We start from the raw sequence: 24,414 nt of genomic DNA, 5'->3' as shown, positions 1-24,414 counted from the left end.
GGCGCGCGCCGCCGGGGTGCAGCGAGGCGGAACAGCTCGGTCCTCCTGCAGGGCCATCGCTCAGCGCTCGAAACCGTCGCGCGCGGGCGCGCTGGTTCGGCCTGAGACAGCGAATCGTTCTGGCTCATGCGGCAGCCGCGCAGACGTCGCGCAGGAGCGGCTTGAACGCACCTTGGCATCGACGGCGGATTGGCGTCGACTGCGCCGCCGCGGGCTTCACTAGGCCATCGCGAACAGCTAAGGTGCCGCGCTTCGCGGACAGTTCGTCTGCGCAGCCAACGAATTGGGAGACCCATGTCGTTTTCGCGAGCGTTCTGCCTGTCGCTGCTGCTGAGTGCGGCGATGCCCCAGGTTGCAGCCCAGGGCATGGCCTGGGAGTCCGTGGATCCCACGCCGCAGTCGAATGGCGCACGCGCGACGCTGTTCGGCTTTCCCGCTTCCCAGTCCTACGAACAGCCCGGCTTTTCGCCGAGTGCGGTGGTGACGCGTGAGGATGGCGCCTACCTGATCCTGCCGGTCAATGGCGGCGGCGAGAGCAGCGCTGAGCTGGGCTTCGTGGTGAACCCGTCCTGGCAGCGGCTGCGCGGCTTCCAGATCCTGCGCCTGGATACAGCGGGTCAGGTGCTGTGGAAGCGCTTCTGGAACCTGGGCGTCGCCCAGAGCGATCTCGGCCCTGCGCTGCCCGTGGCGCTCGGGCAAACGCGCCTGACGCCGAACGGTGGGCTGGCGGTGCTCGCCGGCACGCAAGCGCTCTACCTCGATGCCAACGGCGCGGCCCGGCAGGTCGATGCCCTGCAGCCGCCGGCGGCCTGCTCTCCCAACGAGCAGTCAGTCGCGGTCGACCACCTGTTTCTGAATGCTGACGGCGATCTGATCCTTGCCAGCCGCAATGCGCTGCTGGGCAGGCCTGCCTATGCCTGCGCGCTCGATGACGCGGGCCAGCTTCTCGATGTCATCGCCGCGCCCGAGGGGCGCTTCCTGGACGTGCGGGATTTCCGCCGCGGCCTGGGCTTTCTGATCAACACGTTCGATGCGGCTGCACCCGCCTCCGCGCCGGACACGCGTCTTCGCCAGGGGGGCAATGAGCGGTGGCGGAGCGGGTTGAGCTTGGGAAGTGAGAGGGGTTTGGGGCTGTCCCCCGCTGGCGATGCCTGGCTGACGGATGGCGCAGGTGGGCTGCGGGTCGTTCGCGCAGACGGCAACCTTCGCGCGGAGATTCCGCAAACGGTTCGGTTCTACGTGCGCGGCTGGCTGACCGACGGCGATGCGTTCCTGAGTACGCTGGGTGCCGACGAAGTGCGGCGCATGAGCGCGGATGGCGTCGAGCGCTGGCGACTGTCGAGCCCGGCGTTTGCAGCCCGGCTCGGCGAATGGCAGGTGCTGGGGCCGCGCGCCCGCGTCCTGGTCGCGCAGATCGCCGGCCGCGGCGCCGTGCTCACCTTCGATCTGACGGAAGGCACAGTGCAGGTCGGAGCAGGGTTTCCCCTGGGGGTGCTCGCTGCGGGTCCGCTAGGCCTCGACAGGCATGTGTCCGCGGCCAGCGGTGCGCCGCAGTCGGTCTGGCAGCGTGACCCCAGCACCTGTCTGGACATCCCCTGCGCGCCGCGCGGCGTGTCCTTCGCGAGCAGCCTCGATGTGCAGGTGTTCGACTCCGCCGCTGGCGCAGCGCTGGGCGGCCTGAATCCCACCGGCTTCGCTTTCCCGACCTATGCGCGTCTGCGCGAGCGCGCGCCTGCTGTGGTGCGCGAAGTCAATACGCTTGAGGTCGCCCACGCGCGGTATGTGAGCAACGGTGAGAAAGAGCTCCTGGAGCTCACCCGCCTGTCCGAGCGCGGCGACGTGCTCTGGCGCCGACAGCTGCAGTTCCCGCGCTTCGACGTCGCCGACGCCCAGGTCGAAGTCGTGAACGGCAACGTCCACGTGGCGGCCTCGGCGCGCGGGCCGCTGGCGAACCAGCACCGTCTGTGGGCGCTCGATGCGCAGGGGCAGATGCTCTGGGAGCGCGAACTCGATGAGCCCTTCAAGCAGCTGGCGCGGGTGTCCACTGGCACCGGAGGCGCCCAACTCTGTGGCCTCGGCTTCGCACAGCGCGATGGACGCCCCTGGCAGGCGCCACTCTGGCGCTGCTACGACGGCGCCGGCAGCGTCCAGGTCGATACGCGCCTCCAGCAGGTGCAGGTTTCCAGCGATGTGGAGATCTCGCACGTGCTGGGTTCGCGGGTGTTTCTGCGGCGGCTCGATCCGCTCGACCAAAGCGCGGCCGGCGTGAGTCTGCTGGCGATCGCGGCCAACGGCCAGACGGTGCCGGGAGCGGTCACGTGGTCCTTGGCCCCGCTGGGCACCGCCGAGTTCGTGCGCATCGACGCCATCACCCGCCGGGCGATCACGCTGATCAGCGCGCCGGTGTTTGCCTCAGCCTCGGCCTCTCGTCCCAGCGCTCTGCTGGTGGCCGCTTTCGACACTTCGGGCACTCGCCTGTGGCAGCAGCGCATCAAGCAGCCGCTGCGTGCGGCCGGCCCGGGGCAGGTCTACACGGCGGTCGACACCGACGGCCAGGGCGTCGTGCACGTCGCCTTCCCGCCCAACGTCGGGCCGGATGTGTTCCCGCTGCGCGTCTGCCGTCTGGCTGCAGCCGACGGCGCACTGCTGGGCTGTTCCGACGCCCCGCTCGATGGCCGGGTCGGCGCACTGTTCCCCTTGTCGGAGCCGTCGGGTGTCTGGATGTGGGCGAACCAGACCCTGGCCAGCGGTGCGAGCGAGCTGACCCTGTTCCCGCTGACTTCCACCGGCATCGCCGCGCCCGTGTATCGGCGCAGCGGACTGCAGCTGCGTCAGGCGGGCAGCCAGACCGGCCGCTTCGACCGCAGCTGGGTGGTGGCCGAGCCAGCCGTCTGGGGTGGCGTGTTTGGCGACCCGCCACCGCCGAGCACGCACGTGCTGCAGTTCCAACCCGGCCAGCTGTTCCGCGACGGCTTCGAGGCGGTGCCAGCGCGCTAAGCGCAGGCGGCTGCGTTCGCACTGAAGCGCCCGCGCAGGACAGCCGGAGCCAGCGCGCGGACCGGCGGTCAGTGCCAGCGCCGCCGTCCAAACTAGGCTCTCGCAAGTTTTCGTCTCGGGCCCGGCGTGGCGCCGGCGGTGGAGGGCACAGCATGCAGAAGTCGAATCATTTCCAGCCCGCAGCGGAGAACGACGAGGCCGCGCCGCCGCGGCTCGGGCGGCGCGAGCTGCTGCAGGCCGCCGCCGGGCTCGGCATCGCTCCGCTGATGCACGGCGCCGCCAAGGCGCAGGGCGCGGGCGCTGCGGGCGTGTTCGCCGACGGCTTCGAGCCGGGGGGCGATCCGCCGTTCGCCTGGGGCGCGGGGGCGGACTCGGGCGCGCTGCAGGGCGATGTCTGGACCCCGGGGCGCGACGCCGAGGGCAGGGTCAATGCGGTGTCCTGGGATCGCGTGCCGCGGGGGCGCTGGATCGAAGTGGCCGGCACGCGGATCGATCAACAGCTGACCGCCGCCGTGCAGGCGCTGTCGCCGGGCTGGGATCGCGGCAGTCTGTGGGGGGCGGAATCGGGGCCCGGCTTCAACCTGTTCCAGTCGTGGTCGGGGTTCTGTGTGGATCCGCGCCGCGATCGCTTCTGGTTCCTGGGCGGCGGCCACTCCGATGGCTACAACAACGGCCTGTATCGCTTCGACTGCCAGCGCATGCAGTGGTCGATCGAGTGCCCGCCGAGTGCGCGCTCGCAGATGAGCGCCGCCTACCTCAGCAACGGCAGCAGCACGAACTACCCGGATTCCGCCGCGGCGGCCGTCGCCAACTTCAACGCCAACAACCCTGCGGGGACGACGACGGGCCCCTTGGTGCCCGCCGAGAACGGTCCCTTCTACGACCAGGTGCCTTTCGACGGCAAGCCGACCGCGCGGCACACCTACGAGGGGATGGCGTACGCGCCCGAGGTCGGCGCGCGCGGCTCGATCTTCATGCACGCCCGCCGCCTGTGGCGCTTCGATCTGGCCAGTGGACGCTGGGAGTGGAAGCGTCTGGTCAACGATCGCGTGCGCGGCAATCCGGCCTCGCCGAACGCCACCGGCGTCGTCGAGATCCATGCCGCCGAGTCCGCGCTGGGCGTCTGGGACGAAGTCCGTGCGCGCGTGCTCTGCAGCGCCAGCGGCTCGCTGGGCGCCGGCGCCTTCGCGTACCGCTGGGACACACAGACGTGGGAGCCCTGGGGCGGCAGCTATGGCCTGAACTTCAACCACGCCGCGCAGAGCCGGCACGGTCGGACCGTGACCGCGTTCCAGCCGCCCTTCAGCGACACCAGCGTGGGCCGGGGACGCTACTGGCGGCTCGATCTGGACAGCGGACAGATGCTGCAGGACTACGTGCAGTTGGGCGGTGGGCTCGGCCTGTCCGCCTTCGTCAGCGCGAGCACCTTCTACGACGGCGCCGGCATGGTCTTCGTTCCGCCGAGCAATCGCTATTGGGTCTGCACGCGGGCAAGTGCGAGTGCCGGCGTGGGCGACATGCAGTGGCTGGAGCTGGACCCCAGCACCACGCCCTGGACGCTGTCCCGGCTGTCGTTTCCGAACCCGCATCCGGTGGCTCGGCGGCTGATCGCCGGGCGCCTGCGCTGGATGCCGAACCTCAACGCGGTGCTGGTCTGGGACCACTGCTTCGTCAATGCCTTCGTCTTCCGCTTCTGAGCGGAGCGGGCCAGCGCAGCGGTCCAGCACCGTGGGGCGCTGCGTTCGCGATCGGCGAGGCGGACCCGCGGCGCGCAGCCGTCCGGGGCATGGAAATCACGCGGCCCCGAACCGGAGCCCGCGCGGACAGCGACGCGCTCCGTTGTCATGGCGGCTGACCGTCGCGCGGCCTGCGCTCCGCGGGCCTGCGGCCGCCGCGCAGGAGATGAGGATGGCCCTCGTGCATGGCACACTCCGCGCGCCCGCGCCGCCGCGGTGCGGGCCTTGCCCATGACCTTTTGGATCCCATGACCATGCATTCCCTCACGCTCGCTGTGGCCCTTGCGGCCGCAAGCGTCTCGTCCGCCCAGGCCGAGACCGTTTGGTTCGAAGTTGCCGAGATCGAAACCAACCGCAACCAGAGCTTCCTGGTGCCGCTGTCGAACCCCGAGCACATCGCCCATGCGCGTGCCCTGGTGGCCAACCAGGGGCGGCCGACCGATGGGCTCGGAGCGATTCTGATCGCCACAATCAAGCCCGGCGGCGATGGCTTCAACCGCGACATCCGCGATCCCGAGCAGCGGCTCTGGCGCTGGCACATCAGCGAGGTCGAAGGCTTCGCCGATTTCGCGATCGAGCTCTGCGACGGCTGGCCCGGCTGGGTCGACGAGAACCCCGAAGCCTTCATCGCCAACACCGGCGGGGCGATCTGCTTCTGGAGCTACACCGTCAAGTCGGAGCTGGCCGAGCCGCCCACGTTCGCGATCAGCGAAGGCATCGATGGCGCCTGGTACAACCCGGCCACCTCGGGCCAGGGCCTGTACATCGACTCGCTGCGCGAGCAGGGCAAGTTCGGCTTCGCCTGGTTCACCTGGTCGACCGGCGCGCCGGGCAGCAGCCGCAGCGGCGAGCAGGTCTGGTGGAGCGGGGTCGGTGACGTCGCAGGCGCGCGCGCGCAGGTGCAGCTGTTCGCGAGCAGCGGCGGCGCCTTCAACGCACCGACAGCGGTGCAGACGCAGGCGGTGGGCGGCGGCGAGTTCGAGTTCGTGAGCTGCGACCAGGGCCGCTTCGTCTTCCGTTTCAACACCGGCGAGAGCGGCACGATTCCGCTGCGCCGGGTGGTGCCGAGACCGGGCTGCGTGCGCTGAGATCTGTGGCAGCACGGCTCCACCTGGGCCGGTGGGCGCGCGCTGGATTGACCCGCGGCCCTTGCGTTCGCGCGGCGCTTGGCCGGGCAGGGCCAGCGATGACCGTGCTGCGGTGAATCGATGCCTGTGGGCCTGTGAATCCACCGGCAGCGGCGAGGCCTTGCAGCGCCTCGCCGCTGCCGGTGCCGATGGTCGCTTCGATGCTTCGATGTGTGGTTTCGTGTGCGCGATCGTCGGCGCGTCGCGCTCGGCGAACGGCGAACGCCGTTTGGCTACCGCCGTCGAACGCCCGTCAGCATGGGTCGGATCAGTTCGATGCGCCCCCACCAGCCGACCAGGATCACGGCCGCGACATGGATGCAGGCGAGCACGAACACACTGTCCGCGAACAGCCCATGCAGGCTTTCGAGCAGGTCGCTGCCGAAGAAGTAGTCCACTTCTTCCAGCAGAAAACCGCTCAGCGCAAGCGACGCGAACAGGCCCAGCGATGCGTACAGCCAGAGGTAGCCGAAGGGGTTGTGGCCGCTGCCCGGCGGGATGGCCCGCGCGCGCAGCTCGCGGACGTGCTCGCGCCAGTGCGCGGGGCCCAGCGCCTGCAGCGAGAAGCGCGCGTTGGCCGGCCCGAAACGTCCCCAGACCAGGCGCACGACGACCATGCAGGCCATGGCGTAGCCGAGGTACTGGTGCCAGTCGCTGCCCGGCTCCAGCACCCAGTAGTTCAGCACGAAGAGGCAGGCGGTGACCCAGTGCAGCGTGCGCAGCACCGGGTCCCAGATCCGCAGTGATTCGCCGGCCAAGCTTACTTCTTCTCTTCCTTGACCACGGCGCCATCGACCGGGTTGAAGTAGATCTCCACCTTGGCCTGCTGCGGGTCGGTGCCGTAGATCTCGTAGCAGTTGCCCGGCGTGACCTTGAACTCGTTGATGGTGTAGCCCTTGGCGGTCAGACCGTCCTTGAAGGCCTGCTCGTTCTGCCAGGTGTCCTTGCTGGCGGTGGTGCACTGGACTTCGGCTTCCCGGCTGCAGCCCGAAAGCGCAGCGATCAGGGCCAGGGCGCAGACAACACGTGTGTTCATGGTCGGTATCCGTGAAAGGGGATGGGAGGAATAGACGCTGTCGACCGGTGGGGATCGGCGCGGCCGGGCGATGCGAGCCACGCGCCGTGCAAACCCTGAAGTGCCGAATCAGCGCCGCGCGATGTTACCGATTTTTGCGTTTTCTGCGGAGTCGTTGGCCGAAGTCCGGCTGATCTCCTCCTCTGCGCCCGCAGCCTGCAGGCCCGCGTCGGCTGGCGCACAGACGCGCGGCTTTGCTGAGCAACACCCTGTCCTGCCGTGCAGCCACAGGAGAGCGTCATGACGCGGATGAGAGCAGCGGTATTCGTCGAACGCGGACGCATCGAACTGGCCGACAAGGCCATCCCCGATATCGGCCCCAAGGACGCGCTGATCAGGATCACCACGACGACCCTGTGCGGCACCGACGTCCATATCCTCAAGGGCGAGTATCCGGTCGCGAAGGGGCTCACCGTCGGCCATGAGCCGGTGGGCGTGATCGAGAAGCTCGGCAGCGCAGTCACCGGCTATGTCGAGGGCCAGCGCGTCATCGCCGGCGCGATCTGTCCCGACTTCAATTCGTACGCGGCGCAGGACGGCGTGCCCTCGCAGGACGGCAGCTACCTCGTCGCCAGCGGCGGCTGCGCCGCCCACGGCTACAAGGCCACGGCGGGCTGGCGCTTCGGCAACCTCATCGATGGCGCGCAGGCGGAATACCTGCGCGTGCCTGACGCGCAGGGCAATCTCGCGCCGATTCCCGACGGCCTCAGCGACGAACAGGTGCTGATGTGCCCGGACATCATGTCCACGGGCTTCAAAGGGGCCGAGAACGCGGACATCCGCATCGGCGATGTCGTGGTGGTGTTCGCGCAGGGCCCGATCGGCCTGTGTGCGACGGCCGGCGCGCGCCTGCGCGGCGCCTCGACCATCATCGCCATCGACGGCAACGACCACCGCCTCGCCATTGCCAAGCGCATGGGGGCCGATGTCACCCTCAACTTCACGAGCTGCGACGTGGTGGACGAGGTGATGAAGCTCACCGGCGGCCGCGGCGCCGATGCCGCGATCGAAGCGCTGGGCACGCAGGGGACATTCACCTCCGCCCTGCGCGTGCTCAAGCCCGGCGGGCGGCTGTCGAGCCTCGGGGTGTACTCGGAGGACCTGGTGATCCCGCTGGACGCGCTCGCCGCCGGCCTCGGTGACCACCGCATCACCACCGCACTCTGCCCCGGCGGCAAGGAGCGCATGCGCCGGCTGATGGCGGTGGTCGAATCCGGTCGCGCCGACTTCGGCGCACTGGTGACCCATCGCTTCGCGCTCAACGACATCGTCGCCGCCTACGAGCTGTTCTCGCACCAGCGCGACGGCGTGCTCAAGGTGGCGATCACGCCGCACTGAGTTCGACCGCCAGCGCGCCCGGTGTGTGTTCCGGGTCGCTGGGGCGTGGGATGGCAGAAGCAGACCTGTGCGCGAGTTCCTGCGCTACCCCGCTCGACCCACCATGGGCCTGCCGCCGGCCTTTCCTGCCCTCCGGATGACGGAGCAGGGATGAGGGATGTGGGGAGTTCCCCGCCTGCGCCGCGCGCAAGCGAGGCCCAAAGGGCTGCAGTCCGGGGCCTCTCTCGCCTTCTGGTCGGCCATGTCGCATCGCGCCTCGATGAACCGCAACCGAGTGGTCACAGCGGAGTGACGTACCGGACAGCCCTCTTGATCAGCACCGCCCCTACTGCGAAGCGCAGCTTGACCGGAGACGCTCGGCACACGCCCACCCCAAACGCCTTCGCGCACCGCGAACAGGTGTCATCTGTCCCCGGCTCGCCTTCTGCAGGCTGCGCAGGTGCAGCACGTGATCCGCGCTCCCGCCGCTTGGAGCAACGCACGGGCTGCGCGCGTCGCCGCTGGCTCGAAGCCGCGAGCAGGGTGGCCCTTCTGGCGCTCGCGGCAGCGCTGTTCGCAAGCGCGGCGGCGGCGACGGGGCCCCTGGCCATGGCCACGGGCGAGCAGTTCACCTGGCCGAGCGCCACGGCGCCCTGCGACACCACGCTGCAAGCGTGCATCAACGGTGTGGAGGCAGTACAGGGCACCGTACTCGTGACCACCTCGTCGCCAATCGACGAAAGCATCACCGTCAATGGCAGCGTCAGTCTGCTCGCGGCGCGCAACGTGTCCCCGCGTTTCGCTGCGGGCCGGGGAATCACCGGCAACGTGGGCGGCGCGAACGAATGGCGCTTCACCCTGCGCGGCTTCCGTCTGACCGATGCCAGCGTTCAATTGCGCTACTTCGGCACGGCCAGCGCCACCCTCCAGGTCGCCGACATGCAGCTCGACTCCAGCAGCAGCGCGAGCGCGGCGGGAATCAGTATCCGCACCTCCGGCGGTAGCGCAGCCCACTACGTCGGGGTCTACCAAAACCGGCTTCGAGTCGCCGCACCGACGCTGTTCTCCAGTGCCATCGAGGTCGAGTTCGGGGGCGGAACCGGGACGCACGCCGGCGAGATCTTCTGGAACGAGATCAGCTCCCGCGGCGTGTCCGAGGGCTGGGGCATTCTGGCGAGCGCGGTGCGCGCGACGACGGCCGAGTTCCGAATCCAGGGCAACGCGGTCCGCGGTGAATTCCAGCGCTCCGGAATCATGGTGTCCGAGGGGCTGCTGTCGGATGACGCGTCAACCGTCACCGCGCGCGTGCTTTCGAACGTGGTGATCGGAGAGCGGGCGTCCTCGGGCGGCATCGCCAGCGTGGTCAAGCAGGGCTCGACCAACGCCCAGATCATCAACAACACCGTGGTCCGCGCCGATGGCATCGGGCTGTCGCGCTGGGGCGGTGGTGGCCCGCCGGCCACCGGCACCACCAGCGGTCTGATCGCCAACAATCTCATCGTCGCCAACCGCCGCGGCTTGCAGAACCTGGCGCCGAGCGGCACCGCGACCAACAACTACAACCTGCTGCGCAACAACCTGAGTGCGGGCGCGTACACGCCCGGCGCCAACGACGTCAACGCCGACCCGCTGCTGCGCTCGCTCGATGCGCCGCGCGTGGGGCCGGGCAGCCCCGCGATCGACGCCGGCAACTCGTTCGCGCTGTTTGGCGGAGGCACCCTGCCACTGGTGGATGCCGACGGATTGCGGCGCCTTGTCAGCGGCAGCGGCGGGCCGGCCACGGTCGACATCGGCGCCTACGAATACGGCCATCGCATGCTGCTCGCGCCGTCGAGCTTTGCCGCTCTCAACTATTCTCCGATCGATGACGCGCTGATCAACGCAGGCAACGGCACGCGCCTCTTCACCGCGCTTAATCGATTCATCAATCCGTTCGTCACCAATCCCCGTGCAACCGGGGTGTTCTTCAACGGCCTGGTGTGGAACGTGTTCAACCAGGACCACTCAGCGATGTCGTCGACGCTGGCCTACAACGTGTTTCACCCGCTGCCGTCGAGCGACTCGACGATGCACACGGTCACCACCACGATTCCGGGGTTTCCGAACGCGAGCGTTCTGCCTAGCCCGGACGCCGGCCATATCGTGCTCGCCGAACAGAACTGGAACGGGTCCGGCGCGCCCGGCGTCTACAACAACAATCCCATCGCGGTCGGCAGCTCCGGCGGCGAGGCGTTCGTGCACAACGCCAACGGCGTGGCGCTGCCGGCCGGCGCCAAGTTCAACGTGTACTCGCAGCCGCCCACGCCGAATGTCTTTCGCGTCGACAAGCAGGCCGGCGACCCCCTCACCAACGAGGCGCTGCTGCTGAGGCATCCCCTGCTCGACGGCAATCCCTGCGCCCGCTTTGCTGCCGTTCTGTCGAATGTGAGCCCTGCGAGTGATGCAGCCGGGGCGATCTTCGATCTCGTCTACAGCACCTCTGACGGCCACTGGCGCATCTTCTCGATGAGCGGCTCGATCATCGGCAAGAGCTACAACGTGCTGGTGGTTCCCGAGCAGGTTTCCGACTGCACCCAAGGTCCGCTGTTTCGCGATCAGTTCGAGTCTTGAGCGTCGAGAGGCGCGAACACGCCGAGCACATCGGTCTGCGCGGCTGGGTCGCCGGCCCCGAATCCTGTCGTCGATCCTTCGGAGCGACGTTGTCAGAGGACCCGAAGCGAGTGGTCTGGGCCGGGCGACGAGGTCTGGCCCGGCCCTGTCGCCGGTGGATATCGGCGACTGTCGCGGCCTTGAGCGGCGGCGCCAGCGCGCTTGCAGCGAATGCCCTGAAGCGCGCGAGCCGTTCGGGTCCGAACAGCAGGTGCTGCAGGCGCTGAAGCGCTCTTTCGTGCGATGCATGTTCGCGAGGGCGCTCGCCAAGACCGATGCGCCTCGCTGCCCGCCTTGCCGTCATCCGCTCATGTGCATGGCAGCAAAGGCGCCGATGACTGCTGTGGAGACTGAAACAGCCGTGCGCGGCCGCCCACAGTCCTCAGGACAGAACGCCGGGCTCGTACTGCATCACGCTCGCCAGGTTGCCCTCGGTGTCGCGGAACTGCGCGACCGTGCCGACGCGGTCGATGTGAAACGGAGGGTGCATCAGCTGGCCCTGCGCCGCCTCGATCGCTGCAACGCTGGCCTTGATGTCGGCAACCGCGATCGTGCATTCGTAACCCCCTGCGCCGGGTCCGCCGGGTCCGCGGCGCTTCTGCAGGGCGCCGCGAATGCCGTTCTCGCTGGTCCGAATCAGCCAGAAGTCCGGCGGGCCCCAGGGCTGGAAGGACCAGCCGAAGACGCTCTGGTAGAAGGTCCTGGCGCGTTCGCAGTCATCGGCGTGAATCGCGAAATGGACGACATCGTTCGACATGGAGTCTCCTCGATCGCAGCGGTAGGGGTCGGAAGCGACGAGGCGTAGGGTAGCGTTGCGATGCGGCGTGCACGTAGCGCGATTCCGCCAAGTCCTGTCGACCTTCCGTCATCCGGAGTCCTCCTTGATGCTGCTGCGTTCCCTGTCGCTGAAGCTGCCGCGTGGCCTGCGCCTGGATGAACATGCCCATGCCTGGCCGCAGCTGGTGTTCGCAGAACGAGGCGCGCTGGCGGTGTCCGTGGCCGACCGGCAGTGGGTGGTTCCGCCCAGCCGGATGCTCTGGGTGCCGTCCGACACGCATCATGTGGTCGAGACGCTGGGCGTGGTGTGGCTGCGCACGCTGTACCTTTCGCCCCGACTCGCGTCGCAAGGCGCGCCGGGGCCTGACGGCGGGATCTGCGTGCTCGATGTTCGGCCTTTGCTGCGCGAACTTGTGCTCGAGGCCGCGCGAACAGGCGCGTTGGAGGGGAGCGAGCCATCGCATCCGCATCTGGCTGCGCTGATCGTCGATCAGCTGGCGCGCGCAAGGAATCTCGGGCTCGCGCTGCCGATGCCGCGGGATCCGCGCGCACGCCGGGTCGCCGAGCGGGCTCGCGCAGACCTCGCAAGTACGGACACGCTTGCACAGCTTTCTCGCGACTGCGGCGCCAGCGCGCGGACCATCGAACGCCTGTTCGTGGCCGAGACCGGTCTCGCCTTCAATCAGTGGCGTCTGCAAGCCCGGCTGCAGCATGCGCTGAGGCGCCTGTCGGAATCGGCCAGCGTCGCCACGGTCGCAGGCGAATGCGGCTACGCAAGCGTGAGCGCCTTCGTCAGCATGTTCCGCCTGGCGCTCGGCGTTACCCCGGGCCAGTATCTTCGCGAGGCAAGCGCGAATGCCCACGCGGGCGGCCAGCAGGCGGGCTCCTGAGTCGGCACGCCGGTGCCCCGATGCGCCGCCTGATCTGCATCCGCTCGGGTGCCTGCCGCGCGGCGCAGTCGGTCAGTGATCCCGCGAAGACCGCAGGCCTGTACTGGCTGCGCCCGTGAACGATGCGCGTGGTCCAGCGCATCGCAGATGACGCATCGGCCTTGCCCCCGGCTGGGCTCCAAGCGGTGTCCCGTATTCGCCACTGCCGCCACGATCCATCGTGCCGGCAGCGCCGCTCTCACCGGAAGGGGGGCTCGCTGAAACCATCGTGGCCAAGCGCCGCCCTAGGTTTCACGAATCGCTCTGAGGGAGTTCGCCACTCTGCTGCGCTTGCTTGCTCCGCACCCCGACCTGCTGGGGAAAAGGAGTACAGCCATGAAACGCATGTTGAGCGCCATCGCCCTGCTGCTGGCCGCCGCCGGGTCGGCCGCTGGCGTCGAACCGAAGCCGGCGCCGTACACCATCAAGACCGGCTCGCCGATCGCCTGCGATGCCACCCCTTTCGGACGCTTCATCGAGTTGGGTCTGGATCAGGAAGTGCTGGTCACCCGCATCGTCGGCACCACGCCTTCGCTCTATCAGCTTTCGGGCGGGCCAATACAGCCCGAGCGCGAGCTGCTGGGCGGCAGCGGCAGCCTGGCCGCCGGGCAGCGTGTCGTCACCACCGCCGCCGATATCGACGGCGACGGCGACGAGGAGCAGATCGTCGTGGTCTACCGATCCGACTTTGTCCAGGTCGCCACCTTCGGCCGCAGCGCGAGCGCCGGCAATGCGCTGGTCGAGATCGACAATTGGCGAATGACCGCCTTCAACACCACCGCGCGCGATCTGCAGGTCACCACCGCCGATCTGCTCGGACGCCGCAACGGCTCCCGCCAGATCGTGCTGGGCTGGATCGACAGCAGTGACCGCTTCCGCGTGGTCGCGCTCGATGCTGCGCCGGGTGGCGGTATCGCCCATGACGATCAGGGGACCCTGATCAACTACATCGCCACGGTGAGCCCGGCCTTCGGCACCAACTTCTCGGGCGTGGACGCCCTGCGCATCGCCGGCGGCAACCCGCTGCTGGAGCGCGCCGAGCAGGTGATGCTGGTGACCCGACGCCAGACCGGCGGCGAAACCCGCTTGGGCTACAGCGTGCTGCGCGCCGGCACCTTCGAGGGCGAGCTGACCTTCGTCGATTTTCCCGGCTCCTACGCCGAGGAGGCCTTCAGCGCGCCGGGCGACCTCGAGGACTTCAGCGTGCAGGTGGCCGACTTCGGCGGCAGCGCCGCGCACGAAGTGCTGGTCAGCACCCAGAGCTCGGAGAACGGCAGCCTGAACCCGCCGCGCCTGCGCCTGCGCTGGTACGCCACCACCCGCGACGCCGGCAACAGCGTGCAGGGAGCGACCCTGTCCGGCGCCGCATTGAACTACCAGCCCAACATCAGCGGGCAGCGCTTCGCGGTGGCGGTGGGCGAGGTCGATCGCCTGCCCGGCAAGGAGATCGCCTTCCTGCGGCCGTTCACGGGCGGCGGCCAGGCGGTGATCCGCACCGAGCTTCTGGATGTCGGCTTCAGCACCGCGGGGGTGCCCGTGAGCTTTGGCCCGGATGCGCGCGGCGTGGTCGCCGATGTGCCGGCGAATCCGACCGGTCGCCTGCGCGCGGCGATCGGTGATGCCGATGGCGACAGCATTGGCGACGTCTACTTCGCATTCCAGGATGCGGCCAACTTCGGCACGCGCCTGCGTCGTCTGGCGATGACCCCACCGCCGAGCGCGGACGCCCTGGCTGACACCGCGAGCTTCAGTCTGCGCGCGAGCTACGACTTCCCGACCAGCTTCGCGGCCACCGGCAACATCGAGCTGCGCCTTGCCGACATCGACCAGGACTCGACCGTGGCGACGGTCAGCGCGACCTGTCGCCGGGTGCGCGAACCGCTGGTGCGCAGCGTGGTCAAGCTGCCGCCCTACTGGGAGCGGCTGCAGGGCGGCGCGTCGGAGGCCCTGGCCACGATCGGCCGCACCACCAGTGCCGGTGCCACCGTCGAGCAGCGTTTCGGCACCTTCAGTTCGCACGATGTGTCCGGCTACTTCGGCGCGCAGGTGGGCAGCGAGACGCTCGGCTTCAAGTTCTCCGCCAAGGTCAAGGCCGGCGGCAACTGGCAGAGCAGCCGCACCGAGCTGCGCGGCAGCGAGCAGACCACCACCCTGACCGAGTCACAGTCGCAGTCGGTGGGCGAAGGCCTGGTGGTGGTCGAGGAGAACCTGTTCGACTGCTACTCCTACGAGGTCCTGCGCGGCGGCCAGGCGCTGCCTGCCAGCACCCTGCGCGCCTGCGAGATCGTCCGTACCGGCGACGGCGGGAGCAATCCGCGCACCATGGTGGCCTTGGACCTGGAGACCTGGGACACCGCAACCGCGGGCGCCCCCGGCGGTGGCGCCACCCCGGCCCAGTGGAAGCCCCTGCACCCCGACTGGGCCAACCTCGCGCTGTTCCGGCCGACCTCGACGCGGCCGCCGGCGCAGCTGCAGCAGCCGAACGTACCGACGGCGATCACCGACGGCGATTTCTCGTCCGGCTGGAACTCGCGCATCTTCGGTGAGACGTTTCCGTATGCCCAGATCGATCTGGGTGAGGTGCGCGACATCAGCAACATCCGCGTCTGGCCGAGTCGCAGGCTGACCAACCTTCTGGGCGTGAACACCTTCCGCGACGTGCGCATCTACGTTTCCGAAACGCCGATTCTTGGCGATGCGGTGCCCACCGGCATGGCCAACTTCACGCCCGATCCGGGTACCGGCAACGGCGTCGACCGCTGGAACGTCTGGACACGCGACCCCGCGACCGGCGCCCCGCTGCGCGGGCGCTTCGTGCGCATCCAATCCCTTGGCGGCGGCGGCCAGGATGCGCTGGAGATCGCCGAGGTGCAGGTGTTCGGCGACGTGCACCGCGAGCCGGTGGACTATCCCGACGCGGTCTGCGACCCCGTTGCCCATGACGGTACCTTCCTCGCCGTGGTCGCGGACACGGTCTCCGTGCCCAATCGCTGGCGCACGATCCAGATGCGCGGCGACCTGCTGTGGACGGGCGTCGCCAACCGCGAGGACCCGCGCTGCGGCGTCTCGCCCTCGCTGCATGCCGGCGTGCGCAGCGCCGGCATCTGGGAGCTGGTCTCGTTCGCGGGCACCGGCACCAATGCGTGGGCGCTGGAGCAGGCCTCGAGCAACCTCGTCGGCAGCACGACCTCGCTCTCGCATTCGGCGCGGGTCGGCGCGGAGATCGAAGCCGAGCTCGGGCTGGTGGTCGGTGCGATCGCCGGCGTGGCCTACGAATTCGCCAGCGGCGCGACCGAGGAGCAGTCGACCACGATGTACTGGGGTCAGTCCCTGCAGTACGCCGGCGCCATGCGCAGCATCAGCAACCCCAGCGCCAGCAACTGCGATTACCGGCCGCAGCCCTACTCTTACGCGGTGACGGATCGCAGCAACGTCGGCTACACGCACCGCTACACGGTGGTCGATTACGTCGTGCGCGGGCTGGGCTGGAGCCGGATCGGTGGCGCGCCGCCGGCGTCCAACTGCTTCCCGGCGCGGCCGAACGCGATCTTCGCCAGCGGCTTCGAGGCGGCGGCGCCTTGATCGGAGCGCCAACAGCCGGGAGCCATCACTTCGCGAACACTGCCATATGCATGCGGCCCGCCCCGTCGAGGGGCGGGCGCAGCGCAGGGTCAGGGCGCGTTGCCGGGTTGGGGCGATGCAAGCCGGGCCGACAGTGCGGTGAGCTGGGCCAGCGCCGGGCTGCGCGGGTGCAGGGCGGCGCGCAGTAGCGGCGTCGCTTCGGCGAGCCGCGCGCGGGCGGAACCGAGGTCGCCCGCGGCGGCCTCAGCTTCGGCCAGCGCCAGCTGGGCGCGAGCGCGACGCGGGTGCCCCTCGGCGTGCAGTGACTCGACCAGTGCAAGTGCCTGCCGACGCAGCTGCAGGCGGGCCTCGCTGTCACCCCGCGCTTCTGCCAGCGCGGCCTGCGCCTGCAGCAGGGCGAGACGCTGCGGCTTCGGCGGCTCGGGCAGTTCCGCCATCGCGTCGCGCACGGCGTCGATGGCGGCGGTGGCGGCCTCGATGCGGCCGGCGCGCGCATCGATGCTGGCGCAGAGCAGTCGCGATGCAAGGGTCTGCGGATGCGCCTCTCCAAGCGCTGCCGTGCGGATCGTCAGCGCTTCGGTGCAGTAAGCGGCGGCCGGCGCCAGCCGACCGCTGTCGAGCGCCTGACGCGCAAGGTTCTGCAGCGGCGCGGCGATGCTGGCGTGGCCTGTCGGGTTGATCGCGCGGCGCAGGGCCAGCGATTCCTGGAACAGGGCCTCGGCGGCGTCGACCTCGCCGCGCTCGTCGAGCACGGCGGCCAGGCTGTTGAGCCCGCTCGCCACGGCGGAGGAGGGCTCGGCGCCGGCCATGGCGCGATCGACCGCCAGCCCGCGGCGGTAGAAGGCCTCGGCTTGCGCGTACTCGCCGAGGTCGAGATGGATCGAGCCCAGCATCGACAGGGTGAAGCTCATCGGAGCGGAACGCTCCCCGCTCACCTTCTCGACGATCGGCAGGGTCTGCAGCATCACGTCCGCCGCCTCGCGGTAGCGCCCGAGCAGCGAAAGCATTTTGGCGCGGCCGTACTGGCTCGGCTCGACCTGCGGGTGTTCGGGGCCGAAGACCGCGATCTTGCGCGCCACCGCGTCCTCGTAGCCGGCCAGTGCGGCGATGTAGTCGCCCGAGCGCTCCAGCAGCCAGGCGCGGTTGTGGATCATCGAGCCCAGCTCGCCCTGCGCATCCTCGGCGGTGAACAGCACCTCGGAGCGCGCGAACGCGGCCATGGCCTCGTCGCGGCGCCCGAGCTGTTCGGCCGAGATGCCGATCTCGGTGCCGGCATGCGCGGCCATCATGCGGTCGGGCGGGTCCTGCGCCAGCGCATCTTCGGCCAGCGCCACCGCCAGCGGATTGGCTTCGGCGTGACGGCCGGCGACGTTCAGGGCGTTCGCCAGCGCCTTGCGCGCGGCCATTCTCGTGGGTGCATCGGCGCTGCGCTGGAGCACCCCATCGGCCTCGCTGAGCAGGGCGATCGCGGTGTCGGTTTCACCGGCGTGGGCGTAGATGCGGCCGATGCTCGACTGCAGCCGTGCGCGCAGCTCGACGCCCGCCGTGTCCGCTGCGGGTATGCGCTCGCGGCCCAAGGCGAGCAGCGCCCGCGCGGACAGTTCGCGGCCGCCGTGCAGGCCGGGGTCCAGCTCGTCGAACAGACCTTCGAGAAACTCGGTTACGCCCTGTGCTGCGGCGGCTTCGCGGCGCGCGGCAGCCTCCGCTTCAAGGGCGCGGTCGCGCTGCAGCTTCCACTGCAGCGACATGCTTCCCACGGCGAGCACGGCCACCGCGACCGCCGCCACGCCGAGCCGGTGGCGGCCGATGAAGCGACGCAGCAGATACAGGCGATGCCGGCCCGCCGCCTGCACCGGCCGGCCTTCCAGCCAGGCGTCGATGTCTTCGGCCAGCGCCAGCGCCGAGGGGTAACGCGCGGACGGGTCGGTGCGCACCGCGCGATGGACGATGCGATCCAGATCGCCGCGCAGGCGCGGCGCATCGGCGCGCCACGGCCCGGCAGCGTTCGACAGCGCGGCGGCCGAAGCCGCCGGCAGCTCGGTGCTGGCGGCGCGCACGCCTTCGCCGCGTTCGGGCACCTCGCCCGCCAGCATTTCGTACAGCAGCAGGCCGAGCCCGTAGACATCGGTGGCGGTGGTGACCGGCAGGCCCAGCAGCTGCTCTGGGCTGGCATAGCGCGGGGTCAGCGCGCGGGTCTGGGTCTCGCCGCCCTCGGTGTCGTCGATCAGCTTGGCGATGCCGAAGTCCAGCAGCACCGGGCTGCCGTCGGTCCGCACCATCACGTTCGAGGGCTTCAGATCCCGATGCACGATCAAGCGCTGATGCGCGTGATGTACCGCGCGGCACAGCGTGGCGAACAGCGTCAGTCGCTCGCGCAGGGAAGGCGGCCGCTCGCCGCGCAGCCACTCGCGCAGCTGCTTCCCCTCGACGAAGGGCATGGCCAGCCAGGGCTCGCCGGCCTCGGTGGTGCCGCCGTCGATCAGCCCGGCGATGTGCGGATGTTCCAGCGCCGCCAGCAGCTGGCGCTCGCGGCGGAAGCGCTCGCGCACGCGCTCCGACACGTAGCCGCGCACCAGCTTGAGTGCGACGCGGCGGTCGTATTCGCCGTCGTCGCGCTCGCCCAGCAGCACCACGCCCATCCCGCCCTCGCCGACCAGACCGAGCACGCGCCAGGGGCCGATCCGCTCGGGCAGGGCGCCGCGCAGTGCAGCCGCGGCGGCGCCGCGCACGCGCTGGGCGATCGCGTCTTCGTCCATGCTTGCATTGGCATCGGGATCGGTGGCGGCAGCCAGCAGCGCCTCCGCCCGCGCGGCAAGCGCTGCATCGATGCCTTCAGCGCGATACAGGGCCTCGCGCTGCGCCAGCGTCAGCCCCTGCGCGCGCTCGAACAGCGCCCGCAGTCCAACCGGCGAACTCATGACATCGCCTCGCGCAGCCAGGCGCGGCCGAACTTCAGGTCGCGCTCGACCGTGGCCACCGACACCCCCAGCACCTCACCGACCTGGCGCGCGTCGAGCCCTCCGAAGTAGGTCAGCTCGAGCGCGCGCGCGGCACGCGCGTCCTCGACAGCCAGCCGCTCCAGCGCCTCATGCACTTCAATCACGCCAACACCGTCGTCGATCGCCGCGTGCTCCGGGTCAAGCGTCACCGCCACCGCATCCGCGCCGCGCTTGGCGGCCGCGGCGCGGCGCGCATGGTCGACCAGCACGGTGCGCATCTGCAGTGCGGCGAGTGCGAAAAAATGCGCGCGCGAATCCCAGTCGACCTCCGCACCGAGCATCTGCGCCACTGCCTCGTGCACCAGCACGGTCGGGCTCAGCACCACGTCGGCGCCCTGGAAGCGCTGCCGCGCCATCTGCTTCAGGCGATCGTAGATGTGCGCATTCAAGCGGGGTGCTGCATCCGCCGCGCCGGCGCGCCAGGCATGCAGCAGGGCAGTGATGGCGGCGGGGTGTTCCAAGGGGTTCCTCCGGGGCGCAGGTACGTTACCGGAAGGGGCTTGCGACCAGCCAGCTTTGCAGCGACGTCAGGAACGCCCCTCACCTTGGTCAAGGAAACGTGCCTTTCGGGCCGCTTGAGCCCACCCGTGCAATCGAGGCCGGACGCGCAGGCCCTGCGCCGCTTCTGCGCGCCGGTCGATCAGCGCGCGCATGTCCAGGTGGGCAGCGCAGGTTGTTGGGCCCCATGCTAGAGCCCGACGAACCGCCGGTCCGGCGGCTGTCGTCGCAGTCGCCCGCGGCAACCCCGGTCGGGAAAGGCGCGGGGCGCGAGTCCGCGAGGCGCGATTCCTGACGGGCTCTCGTCGCGCGACGCGTCGCCTGTCGCCCCGCAAGCGGGAGAGGGAGAGCGGCGGCTGCCGCAGCAGCGACCTTACGCCCGCAGGTCGAGGCACAGCGGCACCCGCGCCGGCGCTGTCGATGCAGCCTTTGCATCGACGGCATCCGCGCCGAACCACGCCAGCGTCCGCCCTAGGGCCGCCACCTCGCCGAGGATCAGCAGCGCCGGCGACTTCACCGCTTCGCGCTTTGCCGTCTCCGGCAGGCTGGCGAGCGTGCAGTGGATCACCCGCTGCTCGGCGCGGCTGCCGTTTTCGATCAGCGCGGCCGGGGTATTCGCGGCGCGGCCGTGGGCGAGCAGGCGTTCGCGCAGGGTGTCCAAGCCGCTGACGCCCATGTAGACGGCCAGGGTCTGCTTCTCCTGCGCCAGCGCGCGCCAGTCGAGCGCATCGATCGAGTTGCGGCAGTGGGCGGTGACGAAGCGAACGGATTGGGCGTGGTCGCGATGGGTGAGCGGGATGCCGGCGTGTGCGGCGCAGGCGAGTGCGGCGGTGATGCCGGGCACGACCTCGTAGGCGATGCCGTGCGCGCGCAGGTGTTCGAGCTCTTCGCCGCCGCGGCCGAAGATGAAGGGGTCGCCGCCTTTCAGCCGCACCACGCGCTTGCCTTGCCGCGCGTGTTCGAGCAGCAGCGCGTGGATGCCTTCCTGGGTGGTGTGGTGGGTGCCGGCTTCCTTGGCGACTTCGATGAACTGGGCGTCGCGGCGCGCGAGTTCGAGCACGGCGCGGCTGACCAGGCGGTCGTGCAGGATCACGTCGGCCTCCTGCAGGCGGCGCTGGCCCTTGAGCGTGAGCAGGCCGGGGTCGCCGGGGCCGGCGCCGACCAGGCTGACGAAGCCTTCTCTTGAGCCTTCGGGTTCGCCGGCTTCGATCAGTTCGATCAGGCGGGCGCGTGCGGCATCGAAGCGCGCGGCGCGCAGCAGCTCGCCGACCTCGCCGGGCCACAGGGTCTCCATGAACTTGCGGCGGCTGGGCACGTGCGGGAAGCGTGCGCGCAGGCGTGCGCGGTGGATGCGCAACAGCTCGGCCAGCTGGCCGAAGCTCTCGTCCACCGACTGTTCGATCTTCTCGCGCAGCTGGCGCGCCAGCACGGGTGCCGCACCGCCGCTGCTGATGGCGACGGTCAACGGACCGCGACGCACCACGGCGGGCACCTGCACGCGGGTGAGTTCGGTGTCGTCGACGACGTTGACCCAAAGCTTGCGCGCGGCGCCTTCCTCGGCAACGGCGCGGTTGACGTCGACCTCGTCGGTGGCGGCGATGGCGAGGAATACCTCATCGAGCCAGTGCGGTTGGAATTCGCCTTCGAGGTGATGGATGCGGCCCTCGGCCTTGAGCTTCTGCAGGGCCGCGTTGAGTACGGGCGCGCCGACGCGCACCTCGGCGCCGCACTCGAGCAGGGGCAGCACCTTGCGCGCGGCGACTTCGCCGCCGCCGACGACGAGGATGGGGCGGTCAGCAAGGTTGAGGAAAAGTGGGTAGAGCGGCGCGGCAGCCGCACTCGAGCCACTCGATCCGATCCTCGGTGCTCGTGCTTCTGAGCCCCTCTCCCCTTGTGGGAGAGGGGTTGGGGGGAGGGGGCAGTCTCGCGACAAGTTTGCCCCCTCTCCCCCGGCCCCTCTCCCACAAGGGGAAAGGGGAGACTGAGCCTCGGTGGGTTGGAGGGGGCGCTCCGCGCGGACCCGCATGGCCTCGGAGCTGGGATTGGGGATTGGGGATTCGGGATTCGCAAGAGCAGGGGTGTCGCGGGTTGGAGGCATGTGTTCCGCCCGGACCCTCTCCCCCGACCCCTCTCCCACGGGGAGAGGGGGGCGGAGCGTGGCTTCGATGGGGGGATTGCGTAGATCGCTCAAGGCGCGCTCCGAACCCTTGAGAACGAAGCGTGGGCTTCCCCGCGGACTCAGGCGCGCCAACCAATCCCCAATCCCGAATCCCCAATCCCAGCTCCTACTCATGCAACCCACACTCCCGCTTCAGCCCGAAGAACCGAGTGTCCTCCTCGCGCATGCCGTCGAGCAGGGGGCGGGTCGTGTGGGTGTCGCCGATCGAGACGTAGCCCTGTTCCCACAGCGGGTGGTAAGGCAGGCCGTGCTGGGCGAGGTAGCGGCCGACGTCGCGGTCGCTCCAGTCGACGATGGGGTGCAGCTTGAAGCGACCTTCGCGACGCTGCAGCACGGGCGTGCTGCTGCGGCTCTGCGACTGGCTGCGGCGCAGGCCGGCAAACCAGGTGCCGACCTGGAGCTCGCGCAGGGCGCGCTGCATCGGCTCGACCTTGTGGATGCGGTTGTAGCGCTCGATGCCGTCCAGGCCCTGTTCCCACAGGCGGCCGTGGCGGGCCTCGATCCAGGCCGGCGAGCGCGCGCTGCGGACGATGTGCAGGTTGAGATCGAGGCGCTCAGTCAGCGTGTCGATGAACTGGTAGGTCTCGGCGAACAGATAGCCGGTGTCGACCACCACCACCGGCAGGCCGGGAAGGTGCTGGTTCAGCAGGTGCAGGCTGACTGCGGCCTGCGCGCCGAAGCTTGAGGACAGCGCCTGGCGGCCCGGCAGGTGCTCCAGCGCGAAGCGGATCCGCGCATCGGCGTCCAGACCTTCCAGCCAGTGGTTGAGCCGGTCCAGCGCGGCGCCGTCGTCGTCGGCCGCCGCCGCCACCAGCGCGTCGAGATCGGCGGGCGCGGTGTCGATGCGGATCGCCTGCGCGCTCATGCGGCCAGCACCTTGCGCACCCGCAGCGGTTCCGGCGGCAGCAGGTCGGCGCGTAGAAGGAAGTCGCCGAAGTGTTCGCCTTGCAAGCGCTCGGCGGCGTAGCGCGCGATCAGCGGATCGAGCTCGGCAAGGATCTCGGCCTCGGTGATGTTCTCGCGGTAGAGGCGATTGAGGCGCTGGCCGCGGTGGTCCGCGCCGAGCATCAGGTTGTAGCGGCCGGGCGCCTTGCCGACGAGCGCGATCTCGCCGAGATACGGCCGCGAGCAGCCGTTCGGGCAGCCGGAGATGCGCAGCAGGATCGACTGCTCGCCAACGCCGTGGCGATCGAGCAGGGCCTGCACCTTGTGCAGGGCTTCGTCGAGATAGCGCTCGGCCTCGGCCATCGCGAGGCCGCAGGTTGGCAGCGCGACGCAGGCGAGCGCCTCGCGCTTCAAGGCGCTGGTTTCGAGCGCGTCGAGCAGGCCGTACTGGCGCAGCAGAGCATCGATGCCGGCGCGGCGCTCAGGCGCGATGTCGGCGATCACCAGGTTCTGGTTGGGCGTCATGCGGAAGTGCCCGCGATGCACCTTGGCGACTTCGCGCAGGCCGGTGAGGTGCAGTCGATCCGCGCTGTCCTGGATGCGCCCGGCGGGGATGCGCAGGGTCAGGTGCCACTGGCCGCTGTCCGCTTCGACCCAGCCGAAGCGGTCGCCGCTGTGGGCGAATTCGAAGGCGCGCGGCGGCTGCAGGCTCACGCCTGAGCGACGCTCGACCTCGCTGCGGAAGAAGTCGAGCCCGTGCTCGTCGATCGTGTACTTCAGACGCGCGCGCTTGCGGGTGGCGCGGTTGCCGAAATCGCGCTGCGCCGTAACCACGGCCTCGCCGACAGGGATCACGTCGTGGGGAGAAATGAACCCGAGGACGTCGGCGAGGCGTGGGTAGGTTTCGGCGTCGCCATGGGTGCTGCCCATGCCACCGCCGACGGTGACGTTGTAGCCGGCGAGCTCGCCGTTCTCGATCACGGCGATGAAGCCGAGGTCCTGGCTGAAGACGTCGACATCGTTGTACGGCGGGATCGCGAAGCCGATCTTGAACTTGCGCGGCAGATAGGTCGCCCCGTAGATGGGCTCGCCCTCGTCGCCGGCGACGCGCTCTTCGTCCAGCCAGATCTCGTAGTAGGCGCGGGTGTTGGGCAGCAGGTGTTCGGACAGCGCGGCCGCCTGCCGGTAGACCGTGTCGTGCAGCGCCGACAGCAGCGGGTTGGCGGCCACCGCGACATTGCGGTTGACGTCGCCGCAGGCGGCGAGCGTGTCGATCAGCGCGGCGTTGATCGCCTGCATGGTGGGCTTGAGATCGCGCTTGATCACGCCGTGGAACTGGAAGGCCTGGCGGGTGGTGATGCGCAGGCCGCGCTCGGCGTAGGTGGTGGCGATGGCATCCAGCTTCAGCCACTGCTCGGGCGTGATCACCCCGCCCGGCGTGCGCGTGCGGATCATGAAGCTGTGCGCGGGTTCGAGCTTGGCGCGGCGGCGCTCCTCGCGGATATCGCGGTCGTCCTGCTGGTAGCTGCCGTGATACTTGAGCACCACCTGGTCGGTGTCGCGCAGCGCGCCGGTGACGGCGTCGGCGAGGCTTTGTTCAACCGTGCCGCGCAGGCCGCGGCTGGCGCGCTTGATGTCTTCGACGGAATGGCTGGCCATGGCGC

Annotated in this window: 15 protein-coding genes; 7 read left to right on the top strand and 8 right to left on the bottom strand. The window is 69.8% G+C overall.

Translation table 11 applies throughout. The annotated features are described in order from the left end of the window. Window positions 1-294 precede the first annotated feature (294 nt). The 3 genes from H4O13_12350 (at window position 295) to H4O13_12340 (ending at window position 5,821) form a co-directional block, all read left to right on the top strand. Complete coding sequence (locus H4O13_12350; GenBank protein ID MBE5316178.1) at window positions 295-2,997, top strand: hypothetical protein; 2,703 nt, start codon at window positions 295-297, stop codon at window positions 2,995-2,997. Between the two features lie 152 nt (window positions 2,998-3,149). Then, window positions 3,150-4,694 carry a hypothetical protein gene (locus H4O13_12345; GenBank protein MBE5316177.1) on the top strand — a complete coding sequence of 515 codons (1,545 nt, stop codon included), beginning with the start codon at window positions 3,150-3,152 and terminating at the stop codon, window positions 4,692-4,694. A gap of 293 nt (window positions 4,695-4,987) precedes the next feature. Beyond that, the gene (locus H4O13_12340; protein ID MBE5316176.1) at window positions 4,988-5,821 is read left to right on the top strand and encodes a hypothetical protein; all 834 of its coding nucleotides are present in this window, start codon (window positions 4,988-4,990) and stop codon (window positions 5,819-5,821) included. A gap of 272 nt (window positions 5,822-6,093) precedes the next feature. On the opposite strand, the gene H4O13_12335 is transcribed toward H4O13_12340, so the two are convergent. Beyond that, window positions 6,094-6,618 carry a cytochrome b/b6 domain-containing protein gene (locus H4O13_12335; GenBank protein MBE5316175.1) on the bottom strand — a complete coding sequence of 175 codons (525 nt, stop codon included), beginning with the start codon at window positions 6,616-6,618 and terminating at the stop codon, window positions 6,094-6,096. A gap of 2 nt (window positions 6,619-6,620) precedes the next feature. Then, a complete protein-coding gene (locus tag H4O13_12330) occupies window positions 6,621-6,896 on the bottom strand; it encodes a PepSY domain-containing protein (protein MBE5316174.1) in 276 nt (91 codons plus the stop codon). A 279-nt stretch (window positions 6,897-7,175) separates the two neighbouring features. On the opposite strand from H4O13_12330, the gene H4O13_12325 reads away from it, so the two are divergent. Next, window positions 7,176-8,273 carry an NAD(P)-dependent alcohol dehydrogenase gene (locus tag H4O13_12325; protein ID MBE5316173.1) on the top strand — a complete coding sequence of 366 codons (1,098 nt, stop codon included), beginning with the start codon at window positions 7,176-7,178 and terminating at the stop codon, window positions 8,271-8,273. Window positions 8,274-8,318: 45 nt separating this feature from the next. Beyond that, a complete protein-coding gene (locus tag H4O13_12320; protein MBE5316172.1) occupies window positions 8,319-10,862 on the top strand; it encodes a hypothetical protein in 2,544 nt (847 codons plus the stop codon). Between the two features lie 421 nt (window positions 10,863-11,283). Here H4O13_12320 and H4O13_12315 read toward each other — a convergent pair whose 3' ends face one another. Beyond that, entirely contained in the window at window positions 11,284-11,658 is a 375-nt protein-coding gene (locus tag H4O13_12315; GenBank protein ID MBE5316171.1) for a VOC family protein, read from the bottom strand. A 238-nt stretch (window positions 11,659-11,896) separates the two neighbouring features. On the opposite strand from H4O13_12315, the gene H4O13_12310 reads away from it, so the two are divergent. Together H4O13_12310 and H4O13_12305 are read left to right on the top strand one after the other, a co-directional pair. After that, window positions 11,897-12,568, top strand: a complete 672-nt coding sequence (locus H4O13_12310) for a helix-turn-helix domain-containing protein (protein ID MBE5316170.1) — start codon at window positions 11,897-11,899, stop codon at window positions 12,566-12,568. Between the two features lie 375 nt (window positions 12,569-12,943). Next, complete coding sequence (locus H4O13_12305) at window positions 12,944-16,189, top strand: discoidin domain-containing protein (protein MBE5316169.1); 3,246 nt, start codon at window positions 12,944-12,946, stop codon at window positions 16,187-16,189. Window positions 16,190-16,278: 89 nt separating this feature from the next. Here the strand turns inward: H4O13_12305 and H4O13_12300 are convergent, their stop codons facing one another. The 5 genes from H4O13_12300 to cysI form a co-directional block, all read right to left on the bottom strand. Then, window positions 16,279-19,107, bottom strand: a complete 2,829-nt coding sequence (locus H4O13_12300) for a serine/threonine protein kinase (protein MBE5316168.1) — start codon at window positions 19,105-19,107, stop codon at window positions 16,279-16,281. Further along, window positions 19,104-19,649, bottom strand: coding sequence for a sigma-70 family RNA polymerase sigma factor (locus H4O13_12295; protein ID MBE5316167.1), 546 nt, complete (start codon window positions 19,647-19,649; stop codon window positions 19,104-19,106). The genes H4O13_12300 and H4O13_12295 overlap by 4 nt, the downstream gene beginning before the upstream one ends. 410 nt (window positions 19,650-20,059) lie before the next feature. Continuing rightward, on the bottom strand, window positions 20,060-21,712 hold the full coding sequence (gene cobA, locus H4O13_12290; protein MBE5316166.1) for a uroporphyrinogen-III C-methyltransferase: 1,653 nt from the start codon (window positions 21,710-21,712) through the stop codon (window positions 20,060-20,062). Window positions 21,713-21,971: 259 nt separating this feature from the next. Beyond that, window positions 21,972-22,730 carry a phosphoadenylyl-sulfate reductase gene (locus tag H4O13_12285; GenBank protein MBE5316165.1) on the bottom strand — a complete coding sequence of 253 codons (759 nt, stop codon included), beginning with the start codon at window positions 22,728-22,730 and terminating at the stop codon, window positions 21,972-21,974. Continuing rightward, a complete protein-coding gene (gene cysI, locus H4O13_12280; GenBank protein ID MBE5316164.1) occupies window positions 22,727-24,409 on the bottom strand; it encodes an assimilatory sulfite reductase (NADPH) hemoprotein subunit in 1,683 nt (560 codons plus the stop codon). The genes H4O13_12285 and cysI overlap by 4 nt, the downstream gene beginning before the upstream one ends. Between the last annotated feature and the right edge of the window lie 5 nt (window positions 24,410-24,414).

It is taken from the genome of Lysobacterales bacterium, assembly GCA_014946745.1.
In the GTDB taxonomy this organism is placed as follows: domain Bacteria; phylum Pseudomonadota; class Gammaproteobacteria; order Xanthomonadales; family Xanthomonadaceae; genus Aquimonas.
The sequence above is the reverse complement of the archived record's forward strand: the minus strand, read 5'-3'. Positions and strand labels throughout refer to the sequence as shown.